Source organism: Priestia sp. USM5, from assembly GCF_058323215.1.
The window spans coordinates 1,428,563-1,443,593 of record NZ_JBSGKN010000001.1; the positions used below are offsets into that span (position 1 = coordinate 1,428,563).

Here is a 15,031-nt window from a genome sequence, read left to right on the forward strand (position 1 = left end):
CCCATAGCTTTTTTTATAGCACTTCATCACTTTCCACATACGTTTCAAGCGCAGGATGAAATTCTTTTTGATAGTGGTTAGATGGACACACTTTCACTACAGTAGCGTGAAGTGCGTTAGATTTTGATGTATTTAACACTTGCTTACATTTAGGGCATCGTTCATTGAACAGTAAATGAAACCATTTCACTTTTCATCACTCCTGTACTAAAACCTTTAAATCTTATCGAGTTAATAAGGATTATAAAGGGTTTTACACGGCAGGTCAATGAAAAGGGAATTTTTAAATGTTACGAAGCTTTTTTAACTTACGCTGATACGCCAGGTAAGGAAGTCCTGGAAATACTAGAAGCACTGTTGAAATTATTAATAAAAGGAATGATTTTGAAGAATCATTTAGTGAGATAAATATATTTGTATAAAAAATTAAGAATTTGTAGAATTTATTGTTTATTTATTTGAATTTTATGTTATCCTTTTTAACATACATTAAATATAAGGCCATAATTATCGTACGACCTTTGATTTGTATTACAAATAGTGAATGAGAAAAATAGATTGAAAGGAGAAAGGGAGAATCAGAAAGCATGCACATGCTAGTTATCTGTTAAAAAGGCATCTTGCAAGCTGTAAAAGCTGTCTGATTTTATGGATAGAAGAGTGCACTTTAATTTTTCTGACTATTCGAATAATTAATTTGTTATTAAAAGTTTAAAATCTAGAAAAGGAATGATCATCAATGAAAGATAAATTTGCCCAACGAGCTAGTCTTGTAAAATCCTCTGAAACACGCGAAATTTTAAAAGTAACGGAACGACCAGAAGTCATTTCGTTTGCAGGAGGACTTCCCGCGCCGGAACTGTTTCCCGTTGAAGCAATGAACGATGCGTGCCGCGCCGTATTAAATGAAGACGGAGCCGCTTCGCTTCAATATAGTACAACTGAAGGGTATATTCCTTTACGAGAAGCCATTTCGACACGAATGAAGCATATCGGCATCGAGTCCGCTGTTTCAAACATTTTAATCACGTCCGGATCTCAGCAGGCAATTGACCTTACAGGAAGACTGTTTCTTGATGACGGAGACGTGGTAATCTGTGAAAGTCCAACATACCTAGCAGCCATCAACGTCTTCAAATCTTACAATGCAACGTTTGTAGAAGTAGATATGGACGAAGACGGAATGATTATGGAAGAGCTGGAGAAAAAACTTCAAGAAAATCCGCATGCTAAATTTATCTATACAATTCCAGATTTTCAAAACCCTACAGGACGCACCTTAACGCTAGAAAGACGTCAGCGAATGATCGAGCTTGCGAATGCATACGACGTGCTGATTGTGGAAGACAATCCCTACGGAGGAGTCCGATTTGCAGGAGAAACGCTTCCACCGGTCAAGCATTTTGATACAGAAGGCAGAGTTATTTATATCAGCACATTTTCTAAAATTTTTGCACCAGGTCTTCGAATCGGCTGGGTGTGCGCAGATGAAGCTTTCATTGATAAGTACGTGGCATTTAAACAAGTAGCAGACTTGCATACGGACAGCTTTGCTCAGCGGGTAACGGCTAAGTATATGGAGCTTTATGATATCGAAGAGCACATTCAAAAAATTAAAGCTGTGTATAAAGAGCGATGTACACAAATGTTATCTTGTATTGAAGAATTTTTCCCGGAGAATTTGTCTTACAGTAAGCCAGAAGGCGGATTGTTTATTTGGGTAGAGCTGCCCCAAGGAATCGATTCAGCACATATCTTTTCAGAATGTCTAAAAAATAACGTAGCCTGTGTTCCGGGAACACCATTCTTTCCAAATGGCACAAGAAACAACGCGCTGCGCTTGAATTACTCGAATATGTCTGCGGAGCAAATCGTAGAAGGCATGAAGCGCATGGGAGACGTATTGCACCGTGAACTGGCGAGAGAAACGACTGTTTTGTAAAAAGGTATGGAAAAGCCAAATAAAGCCATTTTATTAATTCATGAAATATACGGTGTGAACGATCATATGAAGTTTATGAAAGAGAAATTATCTAAGTTAGAGGCAGATATTATCTGCCCTAACTTACTATCTAGAGACATTCCTTATAGTTATGAAGAAGAAGCAATTGCTTATCAGAACTTTGTTCAAAACATTGGGATTGACGAGGGTTCAAAACAAATTACTAACATGTTAATTCAGCTAAAACAAGAATATGAAGAAGTAGGGATCATGGGATTTAGTGTAGGAGCCACAATATCGTGGCTATGCAGTGAAAACAATTTGTGTGACTTTGTGATTGGCTGTTACGGATCGCGCATTAGAGACTATATAAATAGACGTCCTGTGTGTCCAACTCTTCTTATTTTTCCTGCTGAAGAGCAAACATTTGATGTAGACTGTTTAATAAACTCACTAGAGCAAAAAAGAGAGCCGCTTTTGGAAATCAAAAAGTTTTATGGATTTCATGGGTTTATGAATCCTTTTTCACAAACCTTTAATAAAGAATCAGCGGACGAAGCCTTCCAAACAGTAAGTGACTTTCTCGAAAAGCACTTAGCTGATCACTAGCTATACACGCTGAAAGTGATACCTTGCAATAAGCAGAAACTGACCCTTTTTCAGTACATATACCTGTATTAACATTTTCTTTAAACGTATCAAAAAGGAGTGAGGTTATGCTAAAGTCAGTTGAACTTGTAGGAACAGCGGTAAAGCTAGTGCCGCTTGAAAAAATGCATGAGCAAGGACTCTATGAAGCTGCAAAACCGAAAGAAATTTGGGAGCATCTCCCGGTAAAAGTTCATCGTCTAAGTGATATGAAACAGCTGATTGAAAGTGCTTTAAAAGCAAAGCAGGAAGGAAGAGAGCTGCCTTTTGCTGTATTTGATATAGAGTCACATTCAATTGTAGGAAGCACAAGATTTTTAGATATATCACTTCCTAACAAAAGCGTAGAAATAGGGTGGACGTGGTATCATCCATCCGTGTGGCGAACTCGAGTCAACACGGAGTGTAAGTATTTATTATTAAAATACTGTTTTGAAGAGCTGAAGTTTCACCGCGTTCAGTTCAAAACGGATGCGCAAAACAAGCGGTCTAGAGCGGCTATTAAACGGTTAGGTGCTACGCAAGAAGGCATTAGCAGAAAACATATGCTTTTACCAGATGGATACGTACGAGATTCGGTCATCTTCAGTATAATCGATGACGAATGGCCGTTTGTCAAAAAGCGATTAGAAAATTTTTTACATGAAGCCAGTGCGGAAAATAAAGAAAACGCCAGCAATTAATGGCATGTAAAGATAAAAAGCACAAGCTATAGCTTGTGCTTTTTATTTTTAGAGAGCTTGTTTAATCATTTTTTTATAGTAAAGAACGGATAAAATACCAAAAATAGAGTACAGCGCCGTATAGATAATCATGACGATAATAATAGGTGTCCAAAGCTCTGTTCCAAACCAGAACCAGCCGGATTGTACGGCAAAATAGCTGTGAAGCAACCCTACGATTAACGGAATGCCGAAATTAAAAAGCTGCTTTATTTTTATGCCTTTTAGTAAATCATTTTCAGTGAAGCCGAGTTTTCTAAGAATCGTATAGTTCGGCTTTTCATCTTCACTTTCGTCCATTTGTTTAAAGTAAAGAATGCACCCTGACGTGATTAAAAATGCCAGTCCTAGAAAAGCGACAATGAACATGATTAGACCCATAGTCTGCTTTTGGCTTTTTACCGTTTCGATACGCGAATCATTGAAAGTATGATTTCCCAATTTCATTTCTTTGAAAATCTCATTTGCTTTTGGTACGTCATTTTTTTGTGATATATCTATCCCTGTGTACACAGAGGATTCTTTTTGCACAGAAGGATTCACGTCTTTTTCCAGTTCATTAAACACAGAATCGTCTACAATTACAGTAGGCATACCGCTCGTAAAATAGGTAGATAAGAGAAATTTTCGATTTAAACCTATATACTTTTGCGGAATGACTTTTTTCTTTCCTATTAGCTCAATTTCTCCGGAATCTTTAAATGAATTTACTCGTTGAAGCATATCATTATAGCCGGTAAACAAAGTTTCATTTTGAGCTACCTTTACACCACTAACAGATTTTTCGCTAACAACTGAAAAAACCATAGCGGACGAGTCTACCATCGGGCCTTCCAAATTATTTTCTAAGATGTTTTTTACGTTTGCTTTTACTTGGATGACGTCGATCTTTTTTTCCGTATATGCTATTTTCTTTTGATCCAGCGCGGCTTTAAATGAAGCAGCGTCTTTTGTATTATTGATTGAAAAATCGTTAGGCACATAATCTTCGGCCGACTTTTCAGCAGAATAATAAGAGATGTAGCTCAAGCACAACAGACCAATAGCAAGAGCCGATACGGTTGTAATAACCGTCAGTAACAGTGCATTTGATTTCATGCGAAACATAATGGAAGAAAGAGATAATACATTGTTAATCGATAAATAGCCTTTTTTGCTTTTACGCATCAGATTTAATAAAAAGCGAACTGAGCCTTTATAAAACAAATAGGTTCCGATGATAACCGAAGCTAAAATAGATACCATTGCGATGGACAAAGCATTCATGCTTGTAAAAGATCCGTCAAACAATTTAGCAGAAATATAGTAGCCGGAAGCAATAAAGATCATGCCAAGAATTCCAATAATAATTTCAAGAATACTGATTTTTTTTGTTTTGCTTTCTGTAGATGACGTAACGCGGAATAGGGCTAAAATGGTCTGTCTTTTAATAAAAAGATAGTTCATCGTCATGATTAACAAATAGATGACGCCGAACACAATCAGCGTTTGAATCAAGGCTTCTTCTGAAAAGTGAAGCTTGGCAATGCCTTTTGTATCGGTGATTTTAAACAAAATCATAATGACCGCTTTTGAAAACGAAAACCCAATTAAAATGCCGACAATCAGTGAGGCAAAATACAGCATAAAATTTTCAACGGTCAAAATACGGAAAATTTTTGTTTTGGTCATGCCAATTAGCTGAAATAAGCCAATTTCTTTACTGCGTCGCTTAATAAAAATCGTATTTGCATATAGTAGAAAGATAGAAACAATGGCTACAAGTAAAACAGAAGCGGCCCGAACCGCCGCGCCTCCTTTAATGGAGCCTTTGGTTGCATCAAGAGCAGGATCGTACTGAAGCGTGACAAAAGCAAAATATAAAGCTGCGCTGAAAACCAGTGCAAAAACGTACAAATAATAGTTTTTTACATTCTTTTTGAAGTTGCGGAAAACGAGCTGATTAATATTCATCTTGCACTCCGCCTAGTACACCTTGGGTTTTCATAATATCTTCAAAGAAGTCTTTTCGCGTTTGATCGCCTTTATACAGCTGCGTATAAATTTGTCCGTCTTTTATAAAAATCACTTTACTGCAGTAGCTGGCTGCCACTGGGTCATGCGTTACCATCACAATGGTTGCACTTCTTTTGTCATTAAGCTCGGTCAGTTTGTTTAATAAATCGCTAGCTGCTTTTGAGTCAAGTGCACCGGTTGGTTCGTCAGCAAAAATCATACTTGGCTCATGAATAAAGGCTCTTGCAGCAGAAGTACGCTGCTTTTGTCCGCCTGAAATTTCATTTGGATATTTATCTTTGAGCTCATAGATGCCGAGCTGTTTGGCTAGAACGTCAAATTTTTTGTGAGCTACTGCTGAAGGAGTTTTGACAACAGAAAGCGGCAAGAGGATATTTTCTTTGACTGTCAGCGTATCCAGTAAGTTATAGTCTTGAAAAATAAAGCCCAAATGTGTTTTTCGGAAGTTCGCTAACTGCTTTTCTTTCATTCTGCTAATTTCATTTCCTTCAATTTTGATGGTTCCGCCGTTGATTTTATCAATCGAGGAAAGCACGTTCAGAAGCGTGGTTTTACCTGAGCCGGAAGCCCCCATAATTCCTACAAATTCTCCTTTCATAATCGTAATATCTACACCTTTTAATACTTCTTGTTTATTAAATTTATTTCCGTAGCTTTTATGAATATTAGTAGCTTCTAATATGTTCATATGTATTCACTCCTTTGATCTGATACGTTTATTATAAAAAAAGAGCCTTGCGTTTTCCTTTGATTCACCGAACAAATAACGAAAGCATGTGACATTTTTGTCACATGCTTTTCATATCAACAAAATCATTTGATTTAGGAAAGGCAAGTGTAAACGTCGTGCCTTCGTTAAGAACGGACTTTACACCAATGTGAATCGAAAGAGCGTGCGCAGCTTTTTGAGCGAGATACAAACCCATGCCTGTGGCACGGCTGTCTTCATGCTGAGTGGTTGATGTAAAACCTTTCTCAAAAATGCGCGGCATATCTTGAGGAGAAATGCCGCGTCCGCTGTCTTTTATCTCGACGTACACTTGACCATGGTGCTTGTAGCTTCTAATCATTACGTCAGATGCTTCACTGTACTTGACTGCGTTTGTTAAGAGCTGTCTCATAATAAACGAAAGCCACTTTGCGTCACACAGTACATGTCCTGTCTGTATGTCCACATCAAACCCAATATTTTTTTGCATACACCAAGCTTGCAGCGTTTTGATCTCGGTGAAAATAAGGGACTCTAAATCCAGGTGTTCAATATACATATCATTTTCGATAAAGAAAATGCGCTTTTGATGCAGCTGTTGATCAAGTAAAAAGTGAATACGGAGCCACTCGAACGTCAAGTTTGCTTTAACTTCTCGATTTTCTAAGCGTTCAATTATTAAATGCATTGCAGTTAACGGCGTTTTAATTTCGTGAATCCAAGCTAACATTTCATCTTTTTCCTGCGTCACGTGCAGCTGAGTTTGCACCGCATCTTTTTTCGCCTGTTCTAATTGTTGCATCAGATTTTGCTGAACAATCTTTTCAAAGGGGCGCAGCGGATGAGAAAGAGTAGAAGAATCAAAGAAATCCTCTTCATCTTTTAACCCTTGGTAAAATTTCGTTTCTTTCTGATAGCGGAAGACGCAAAAAATAAGAAAGATAATCGATGATAAAAACACGATATAGAGAATCGAAGACAGAGGAATGGATTCATCAATATACGCGATAAATAGCATAAAAAAATGTATGATAAAAAAGAAAAGGATCCAGCTTAGACGCTCGCGAATAAAGAGTTTAATCATAGCGTTCCTCTTCAATCGCTACGTAGCCTTGACCGACTTTTGTTTCAATAAAGCTTCCCAGTCCAATTTCATCTAACTTTTTTCGCAGGCGATTGACGTTTACCGTTAGGGTATTATCACTGATAAACCGTTTATCTTCCCACAAACTATTAATCAGCTCATCTCGGCTTACAATCGTATTCTTTTTATATATTAAGCATTTTAAAATAAAGATTTCATTTTTGGTTAACTCAATAGCTTTAGATTCCGTTGATACTTTATTTTTTTCGTAATCAATCGTTGCGCCTTGCCACGAAAGAAGGCTTACTTGTTCAACGCTGTAATTATACACGCGGCGGAGAAGGGCTTGTATTTTTGCTACAAGCACATCAAAATGAAACGGCTTTTGCACAAAGTCGTCGGCTCCAAATTGCATAGACATCACCATATCAGAAGGGTGATCTCGTGAAGATAGAAAGATAATAGGAATTTTTGAGTGAGAGCGAATCATTCTGCACCAGTGGAATCCGTCATACTTCGGCAGTTGAATATCCATAATCACTAAATCAGGTTTTACCTCGCTAAACTCCTGCATAACGTTACTGAAATTACGGATGCCGTAAACATCATATGACCATTGCTCCAACCGCTCTTTCAGTTCGTTAAACAGCGTTACATCATCTTCAATTAAAAGAAGTTTAAACAATAACACGTACCACGCTTTCTGTTTTTATACTTATTTTATAGCAATATCCTTTTATTTACCATATGTGACAGTAGATTCACCGGCGTTCTTTATAAAATGTGAAAGAATAGCTTTTGATGAGCATAGCTTATAAACATATATTGAACGCTAGTGAAAAAGGGACAATAGCTGTAAAGCCAGAAAATGTAACCTATGAAGAGGCGGCTTCTATTTCTTTTGGTGGCACAACGGTTCTGCATTTTTTTAGAAAAGGAAACATTCAAGCCGGACAAAAAGTGCTTATCTACGGTGCGTCAGGTGCCGTAGGAACTACCGCTGTACAGCTTGCTAACTATTACGGAGCTGAAGTGACAGGCGTGAGCAGTGCTAAAAACAGGGAACTAGTAAAATCTTTAGGAGCAGATTACGTCATCGACTACCAAAACGAAGATTTTACTAAAAAAGAAGAAAGATATGATCTTATTTTTGATGCCGTTGGAAAACTTACAAAAAACCAGTGTAAGGAAGCGTTAACACTAAATGGGCGCTTTGTTTCAGTAGAAGGACAAGGAATTGCGAAAGTGCAGACGGAAGATTTATTGTTTCTTAAAAAGCTCATGGAAGAAGGCCGGATCAAATCAGTCATTGATAGATGCTACTCTCTAGAACAAATTCCAGCAGCTCATGAGTATGTAGAGACCGGACATAAGGTAGGAAATGTGGTTGTAGTTTTAAAGTAATAAAACTACATATTTGAAAAGATGATTTGACTTACCCGGATAGTAGGTATAACATGCAGATAAGTCAACTAAACAGCTATTTAAAACCGATTGACCAGACGACTGGAGATGCTTTGAACAATCAAAGCATCTCTTTTTTTTAGTATTGATTTAGTTATAGGAGATAGCGAGGAAGATGTAGAAAGAAGATATGGAGAGCTTGCCGCTTTAATTCCAATTGATCATGCCATTACATATTTAGCTCGTTTTTTTGATAATTATGACTTTCATCAATTTGACGTAGACGCACCGTTTCCAGAGTTAGGGGATATCGGAGCCAATGCCTTTCAAAGCACCACGAATAAAATTAAACAAGCGGCGGCTGCTCGAAAGTTAACGTTAAGAGAGGTCGCGCTTGAAACAATTTTGCCTCGTTCGCCGTTTTCAGGAACGCCAGAGTACGTAGCGGATGAAATGCAAAAATGGTATGAGCAGGAAGCAGCGGATGGATTTGTGCTTCGCCCGTTTATGAGCGAGACGTTTCATCAGTTTGTGGAAAAAGTGGTGCCTATCTTGCAAGAGCGCGGGCTTTACGACACTTCATATGAAAGCGATACGCTGCGCGGAAATTTAAATCTTTCCGTTCCAGCCAATCGATATAGTCAAACAAAGGGGGAATTTGTTTATGACAGTCAAATCAATCGGTGAATACAGCGTCACAGAAAGCTTGAAGAAGCAGGTAATTGAATGGAGAAGACATTTTCATCGCTATCCTGAATTATCGTTTCAAGAGCACCGAACGGCTCAGTTTGTGGAAGATACGCTTCGTTCGTTTGGAAGCTTTATCATTACGCGTCCTACACCAACAAGCGTGGTAGCTAGATTAATAGGGAAAGAAGAGGGAAAGGTAGTAGCAATTCGAGCGGATATGGACGCGCTGCCGATCGAAGAAGAAAATACGTTTTCATTTGCTTCGGTTCATAAAGGCGTGATGCATGCATGCGGACATGACGGTCACACGGCTATTTTGCTAGGAGTAGCTTCTGTGCTTTCTCAGTTAGTAAATGAATTTAAAGGAGAAATTCGCTTGATTTTTCAACACGCAGAAGAGCTGCTGCCTGGAGGAGCCCAGGAGCTTGTGAAAGAAGGCGTGATGGAAGGTGTGGATTATGTAATTGGTACGCACTTGAATTCTGGTCTTCCCGTCGGAGAAATCGGCGTGCTTGCAGGTCCTATGATGGCTTCGCCTGACACGTTTAACATATCGATTAAAGGAAAAGGAGGACACGCCGCAGCGCCTCATGAAGCAGTTGATGCGATTGTTGTAGGAGCGCAAATTGTGACGAACCTTCAAACGATTGTTTCAAGAACGACGAATCCAATCGATAAATTAGTCGTATCGGTTACACAATTTCACGGAGGAACTACGCACAACGTACTTCCTGATAAAGTGGAGCTGAATGGTACCGTTCGAAGCTTTGACGCGGCTCTGCGAGAAAAAGTTCCGGCACAAATTGACCGGATTGTAAAAGGACTAACAGAAGCCTACGGCGCAGAGTACACGTTTACGTATGAAAAAGGCTATCACCCTGTCATTAACTCTGAAGAAATTACAAGGTTAATTGAAGAAACAGCCATTGAAGAATACGGAAAAGACCGTGTAAAGACGCTGTCTCCTAAAATGGGAGGAGAAGACTTTTCAGCTTACCTGCAGGAAACGGAAGGAGCATTTTTTAACATTGGAGCGCGAAATGAAGAACAGGGCATCGTATACCCTCATCATCATCCGAAGTTTACGGTAGATGAAGCCTCGCTTGAAGTTGGAGTAAAGATGTTTTTGCGCGTTGCTGAAAAGCTGTTGGCTCGTTAAAAAAAGAACAAGAACCTATTTGGTTCTTGTTCTTTTTTATGTATCCTTACTTCGTATCTTTATAATTCGTCGCAAATCCTGCTGCAATTAAACCAATCAGACCCAGCACTCCTACAATAACCGTTATGACCATTACGCTCACCTCGATCTCTCTTAACAATACGTTTTTAATTGTTTAATTTTACCATGAGCCTTCATATGAAAGAAGCTTTTCTTTTAAAGGCTCGAGCTTCTTGAATTTTTGATCATAGCTTTGCCGTTTTAACATGTTATTGGTTATTATCAGCGCATCTTCTTTACGCCCTGCATACAAGTAGGCTTCAATAACTTCGTCGAATCCCTTTGAATAAGGAAACTTTTCGTATTTTGCGAGTTTAAATGATGCATCGTAGTGTTTCGTTGATTCTTCATATTGCCTTAGTTTTAAAAGCATACGCCCGTTCGCTAAATGTAAATCAGCTCGTTCTAAATCCGTAAGGGTATGGAGTTCAATCCCTTGGTTGCGTATATCAAGCGCATCTTCATATCGCTTTTTTTCTTCTAGCTCAAACGCTTTCTCATAAAAGTGACCAAACTTCGTTAGCGGTCTTCTTGATTTATACAACTTGTAAATGCCGTATAGAATCAAAAGCAATAACCAAAGCAATTCCTTCAACTCTCTTTCATTTCTTTATGTATAATATTTATAATAAAGGAAATTAAAACTAATTGATAGGTTGATTGAAAGAAATACATGTGGAGGTATAGGATGGTCATCAATCAACAGATTTACCATGTAAAAGGACTTCAGTACATCATTCGTTCAGCTGACCCTAGCGATGCAAACGAACTGTCTCACCTAAGAGTTCAGCTAGATGGAGAAACGGAAAACTTAGATCGTGAATCAGGAGAAGGGTATATGGACGAATCCGACTTTGAAAAACTTATTCAACGTGACACAGAAAGTAAACGAAACTTATTTTTAGTAGCGGTTGTACATAATGAAATTGTCGGATTTTCAAGATGTGAAGGTAATGAGTTGAAGCGATTGGCTCATAAAGTAGAGTTTGGTGTATGCGTCGCAAAAGAATATTGGGGATACGGAATTGGCAAAGGTTTTTTGCAGCAATCCATACTGTGGGCAGAGAGCGCGAGCATGAAGAAAATGACGCTGAATGTGTTAGAAACGAATAAAAAAGCCATTGATTTATATGAAAAGTTCGGATTTGAAGTAGAAGGAGTATTAAAAAATGACAAGGTGCTGTCTGACGGGAAGTACTATAGTACGGTTGTAATGGGAAGGTTTAAAGAGTAAGAGAACAAGGCGCTGATAAAACAGCGCCTTGTTTCTTTACTTTTGCGTTTCACGAACCCATTTCACAATATCATCAATGACATAAGAAGGAATGTTGGCTGAAACAGCATACTCATCGGGCTTACTTTTTTCACCGGATCCTTCTGTGAAAAAGTGGTTGAGCTTTGGATAAAGCTTAAAGGAAGTGTCGGAACGCTGAGATAAACTTTGCTTCCAACCTTCAAAATCTTCGGTCGTTACTTGATAATCACGCGCTCCTTGTAAAAGAAGCAGCGGCGTGTTCTGAGATTTTGCAACTTCTGCAGGGTGCCAGTGAGCTAAGTCATACCAAAAATAAGGCGTGCCAAGCAAAAATTCTTTTGGCGGCTGAGCTGGCGAAAAATTTGGGTCTTGTAAAATGGCAAACTGCTGCTGGAAAAAAGAAAGCTGCTCTTTCGGAAGCTGATTCAGCGATACAAGATAGGCAAATTGTTCAAGCATTAACTCTGGAAGTGTGCGGCTCGGTGCAGCAAGTAAAACAGAGCCCCGCACGCTTTTATCAGGCGTTTGATTTAAAATTCGAGGCATCATCATGCCGCCTTGACTGTGTCCTAGTATAAAAATGTTGCGGCTGTCGATGCCTTTTTGTTTCGCCATTGCTTTGACTGCAAGTACGGCATCATCCGTTGTTTCATCGTCAACGCTTATCTTACTTTCACCGGACATTTTAGCTGTATGTTCGTATGTACGCTTGTTGTAGCGTAAAACGGCGATTCCTTGAGAAGCCAATCCTGAAGCCAGATCTCGAAACGGCTTTAAGCTCATAAAGGTTTCATCTTGATCAGAAGGACCTGATCCGTGAACTAAAATGACAACGGGGACATTTTGGTGCTTTGAACGTATTGGAAGAGTGAGCGTTGCTGGAAGTTCGTAAGGTGCTTTGCCGATTGAAAGCTGTTTTTCACTGTAGTTCTTAGGGGTGTCATAAGGCGGTGTGGAAAATGAAAATTGGCGCTCGTCCGGTACAATTCGCCAGTCATCAATTTGACGATTTTGACTAAATCGAACGGTTAAAGTAGCTGATGCGTGTTCAAATTTAATGGGAATGTCTATATTTCGATGAACGGTATTGACTTCGCCTTGTACAGCTGTACCAATCTTTTTTACAGCACCAAGCTGAGCGGTTAGAGATGACCACCACGTTTTTAGGTTATCTTCACTCATTTTTGCCTGCAGGCTGCGGGAAAAGTAGCGCGTAGCTTCTTTTGTTTTTCCGTTCGATAGATTGGTTAGAAATGAATTAGCTCGTTTGTATTCAACTTTTGCTGAGTGATGAGCAGCATTCGCCGCTGCTTCAGCTTCAATGGTTGAAGTGGACATAGGGAGTACTTGAAGGCCGAGAGCTAAAGAAACAGCGAGTGGAAGGGCAGCTTTTACTTTTTTCATACATCATCCTGCTTGGGGATTCTTTTACTCTACCAGTATACCAATTTTAGGTAAATGAAGTCATGTCATTCTGAGATAAAAAGAAAGGAGCTGGGCTATAAATATGGTAAAACAAAGAAGTTAAATTATTTAGAAAATTAAATAAAATTAAGAAGTGTAAAAGAGGAGGAGCTTTTATGAACTATGATCCGCATTGTCATCCATATCCATCTTACCGAGTTCCCGTTTATGCAAAGAAAGGAATGATATCCACATCTCAGCCGCTTGCAGCGCAGGCAGGTCTTGATATCTTAAAAAAAGGAGGTAATGCTATTGATGCAGCGATCGCGACAGCGGCAAGTCTTACCGTATTAGAGCCCGCCTCTAATGGAATCGGAGGAGACGCGTTTGTGCTTGTTTGGACGAATAATCAGCTGTATGGACTAAACGCGAGCGGACCTTCTCCGCAGTCTATTTCCATTGATGCGCTGAAGGAAAAAGGATACAAAGAAATTCCTAAATACGGAATGATGCCCGTTACGGTTCCCGGTGCTCCGGCTGGTTGGGCTGCTTTATCAAAGCGATTTGGTAAACTGCCTCTTTCTCAAGTGCTGGAGCCTGCTATTCAATATGCTAAGGAAGGATTTCCGTTAGCGCCTACACTCGCTAAACAATGGAAACAAGCGTACGATACGTTTAAACGAGTACATACAAGCGAAGAATTTGAATCGTGGTTTCAAACGTTTGCGCCGAATGGACGAGCACCAAAAGCAGGAGAGATGTGGTCGTCTACTGATCATGCTCATACGCTTCAGCTCATTGGTGAGACAAATGCAGAAGCCTTTTATAAAGGTGAGCTTGCAGAACGTATGGATGCATTCAGCAAAAAATATGGCGGCTTTTTATCAAAAGAAGATTTGGCAGCTTACGAACCGGAGTGGGTAAATCCTATTTCCGCTCACTACCGTGGATATGATGTTTGGGAAATTCCTCCGAACGGACAAGGGCTTATTGCGTTACTGGCATTAAATATCGTAAAAGGCTTTGAGCTTCAAGAAAAAGACGCCGTCGATACGTATCATAAACAAATCGAAGCGATAAAGCTTGCGTTTGCGGACGGAGCAAAATACATTACCGAAGAAGCGAAAATGAACGTACCTGTCAGGGAACTGCTGTCTGATACATATGCAAGCTATCGCCGCAGCCTTATAGAAGAACATGCTCTGCAGCCTGAAGCAGGAGAACCTGTCGGAAGCGGAACAGTGTATTTAGCAACGGCTGATGAAGAAGGAAACATGGTTTCATTCATTCAAAGTAATTATATGGGCTTTGGTTCTGGAATTGTTGTGCCAGAAACGGGAATTGCTCTGCAAAACCGCGGTCACAATTTTTCAATGGACCCTAATCACGATAACTGTCTTGCTCCTAATAAAAAAACGTTTCATACCATTATTCCAGGCTTTCTCACTAAAAATAATGCGCCCGTAGGACCTTTTGGCGTGATGGGCGGGTTTATGCAGCCGCAGGGACATATGCAAGTTGTCATGAATACGATTGACTTTCACCTTCATCCTCAAGCCGCTTTAGATGCGCCAAGATGGCAGTGGAAAAAAGATAAAACGGTGCTTGTTGAGCCGACTTTTCCTTCACACGTAGCACAAGCGCTTGAACGAAAAGGACATAAAATTGAAGTAGCCGTGGATTCGATGGCATTTGGGCGCGGACAGATTATTTGGAGAGACGCTGAAAGCGGCGTGCTATGCGGAGGAAGTGAATCACGAACGGATGGTTGTGTAGCTGGATGGTAAGAACAAAATAGATCAAGAAAGAAGCCCGTACTGATTAGAGTCGGACTTTTTTCATGTCTCAACCATATGTATAAATCTCTTCAAAGAACTGAAAACTAAAACAAACATGTACGTAAAGAGAACGGGATTAGAACAACCGTCTTAAGCTGCC

General features: G+C 39.5%; 14 protein-coding genes and 1 pseudogene. 8 read left to right on the plus strand and 7 right to left on the minus strand.

Annotation, left to right across the window (positions count from 1 at the left end):
• Positions 1-13: 13 nt before the first annotated feature.
• Entirely contained in the window at positions 14-190 is a 177-nt protein-coding gene (locus ACWATA_RS07730) for a hypothetical protein (protein WP_168761041.1), read from the minus strand.
• A 549-nt stretch (positions 191-739) separates the two neighbouring features.
• Between ACWATA_RS07730 and ACWATA_RS07735 the strand changes: the two genes are divergently transcribed.
• The 3 genes from ACWATA_RS07735 to ACWATA_RS07745 all read left to right on the plus strand — a co-directional run bounded on the left by ACWATA_RS07735 (position 740) and on the right by ACWATA_RS07745 (position 3,273).
• Entirely contained in the window at positions 740-1,942 is a 1,203-nt protein-coding gene (locus ACWATA_RS07735) for an aminotransferase-like domain-containing protein (RefSeq protein ID WP_473049736.1), read from the plus strand.
• Between the two features lie 6 nt (positions 1,943-1,948).
• The gene (locus tag ACWATA_RS07740; RefSeq protein WP_430055833.1) at positions 1,949-2,551 is read left to right on the plus strand and encodes a dienelactone hydrolase family protein; all 603 of its coding nucleotides are present in this window, start codon (positions 1,949-1,951) and stop codon (positions 2,549-2,551) included.
• A 107-nt stretch (positions 2,552-2,658) separates the two neighbouring features.
• Positions 2,659-3,273, plus strand: coding sequence for a GNAT family N-acetyltransferase (locus tag ACWATA_RS07745; RefSeq protein ID WP_325077641.1), 615 nt, complete (start codon positions 2,659-2,661; stop codon positions 3,271-3,273).
• Positions 3,274-3,321: 48 nt separating this feature from the next.
• Here ACWATA_RS07745 and ACWATA_RS07750 read toward each other — a convergent pair whose 3' ends face one another.
• The 4 genes from ACWATA_RS07750 to ACWATA_RS07765 all read right to left on the minus strand — a co-directional run bounded on the left by ACWATA_RS07750 (position 3,322) and on the right by ACWATA_RS07765 (position 7,806).
• On the minus strand, positions 3,322-5,265 hold the full coding sequence (locus ACWATA_RS07750) for an FtsX-like permease family protein (protein ID WP_473049737.1): 1,944 nt from the start codon (positions 5,263-5,265) through the stop codon (positions 3,322-3,324).
• Positions 5,255-6,016: an ABC transporter ATP-binding protein gene (locus tag ACWATA_RS07755; protein WP_154990197.1), complete on the minus strand. Its 762-nt coding sequence runs from the start codon at positions 6,014-6,016 to the stop codon at positions 5,255-5,257. The genes ACWATA_RS07750 and ACWATA_RS07755 overlap by 11 nt, the downstream gene beginning before the upstream one ends.
• 100 nt (positions 6,017-6,116) lie before the next feature.
• Entirely contained in the window at positions 6,117-7,121 is a 1,005-nt protein-coding gene (locus ACWATA_RS07760) for a sensor histidine kinase (RefSeq protein WP_473049738.1), read from the minus strand.
• A complete protein-coding gene (locus ACWATA_RS07765) occupies positions 7,114-7,806 on the minus strand; it encodes a response regulator transcription factor (protein ID WP_224980595.1) in 693 nt (230 codons plus the stop codon). The genes ACWATA_RS07760 and ACWATA_RS07765 overlap by 8 nt, the downstream gene beginning before the upstream one ends.
• Positions 7,807-7,958: 152 nt before the next feature.
• On the opposite strand from ACWATA_RS07765, the pseudogene ACWATA_RS07770 reads away from it, so the two are divergent.
• The 3 genes and pseudogenes from ACWATA_RS07770 to ACWATA_RS07780 all read left to right on the plus strand — a co-directional run.
• Positions 7,959-8,525, plus strand: a pseudogene (locus tag ACWATA_RS07770) (NAD(P)-dependent alcohol dehydrogenase); the annotation flags it as partial.
• A 405-nt stretch (positions 8,526-8,930) separates the two neighbouring features.
• Positions 8,931-9,212: a hypothetical protein gene (locus ACWATA_RS07775; protein WP_224980305.1), complete on the plus strand. Its 282-nt coding sequence runs from the start codon at positions 8,931-8,933 to the stop codon at positions 9,210-9,212.
• A complete protein-coding gene (locus ACWATA_RS07780; RefSeq protein WP_473049739.1) occupies positions 9,190-10,374 on the plus strand; it encodes a M20 family metallopeptidase in 1,185 nt (394 codons plus the stop codon). Before ACWATA_RS07775 ends, ACWATA_RS07780 begins: the two co-directional genes overlap by 23 nt.
• A 181-nt stretch (positions 10,375-10,555) precedes the next feature.
• Here ACWATA_RS07780 and ACWATA_RS07785 read toward each other — a convergent pair whose 3' ends face one another.
• Complete coding sequence (locus ACWATA_RS07785; RefSeq protein ID WP_224980304.1) at positions 10,556-11,020, minus strand: hypothetical protein; 465 nt, start codon at positions 11,018-11,020, stop codon at positions 10,556-10,558.
• A gap of 102 nt (positions 11,021-11,122) precedes the next feature.
• Between ACWATA_RS07785 and ACWATA_RS07790 the strand changes: the two genes are divergently transcribed.
• Positions 11,123-11,668, plus strand: a complete 546-nt coding sequence (locus tag ACWATA_RS07790; protein WP_224980303.1) for a GNAT family N-acetyltransferase — start codon at positions 11,123-11,125, stop codon at positions 11,666-11,668.
• A 36-nt stretch (positions 11,669-11,704) separates the two neighbouring features.
• Here ACWATA_RS07790 and ACWATA_RS07795 read toward each other — a convergent pair whose 3' ends face one another.
• The gene (locus ACWATA_RS07795) at positions 11,705-13,093 is read right to left on the minus strand and encodes an alpha/beta fold hydrolase (RefSeq protein ID WP_165636457.1); all 1,389 of its coding nucleotides are present in this window, start codon (positions 13,091-13,093) and stop codon (positions 11,705-11,707) included.
• A 176-nt stretch (positions 13,094-13,269) separates the two neighbouring features.
• Between ACWATA_RS07795 and ggt the strand changes: the two genes are divergently transcribed.
• Positions 13,270-14,880, plus strand: coding sequence for a gamma-glutamyltransferase (gene ggt / locus ACWATA_RS07800; RefSeq protein WP_325090228.1), 1,611 nt, complete (start codon positions 13,270-13,272; stop codon positions 14,878-14,880).
• The last annotated feature ends 151 nt before the right edge of the window (positions 14,881-15,031 follow it).

Bases quoted from the DNA above. Each gene is read 5' to 3' on its own strand.
- ACWATA_RS07735 (WP_473049736.1), top strand. From the start codon at position 740: ATGAAAGATAAATTTGCCCAACGAGCTAGTCTTGTAAAATCCTCTGAA.
- ACWATA_RS07740 (WP_430055833.1), top strand. From the start codon at position 1,949: ATGGAAAAGCCAAATAAAGCCATTTTATTAATTCATGAAATATACGGT.
- ACWATA_RS07745 (WP_325077641.1), top strand. From the start codon at position 2,659: ATGCTAAAGTCAGTTGAACTTGTAGGAACAGCGGTAAAGCTAGTGCCG.
- ACWATA_RS07750 (WP_473049737.1), bottom strand. From the start codon at position 5,265: ATGAATATTAATCAGCTCGTTTTCCGCAACTTCAAAAAGAATGTAAAA.
- ACWATA_RS07755 (WP_154990197.1), bottom strand. From the start codon at position 6,016: ATGAACATATTAGAAGCTACTAATATTCATAAAAGCTACGGAAATAAA.
- ACWATA_RS07760 (WP_473049738.1), bottom strand. From the start codon at position 7,121: ATGATTAAACTCTTTATTCGCGAGCGTCTAAGCTGGATCCTTTTCTTT.
- ACWATA_RS07780 (WP_473049739.1), top strand. From the start codon at position 9,190: ATGACAGTCAAATCAATCGGTGAATACAGCGTCACAGAAAGCTTGAAG.
- ACWATA_RS07790 (WP_224980303.1), top strand. From the start codon at position 11,123: ATGGTCATCAATCAACAGATTTACCATGTAAAAGGACTTCAGTACATC.
- ACWATA_RS07795 (WP_165636457.1), bottom strand. From the start codon at position 13,093: ATGAAAAAAGTAAAAGCTGCCCTTCCACTCGCTGTTTCTTTAGCTCTC.
- ggt (WP_325090228.1), top strand. From the start codon at position 13,270: ATGAACTATGATCCGCATTGTCATCCATATCCATCTTACCGAGTTCCC.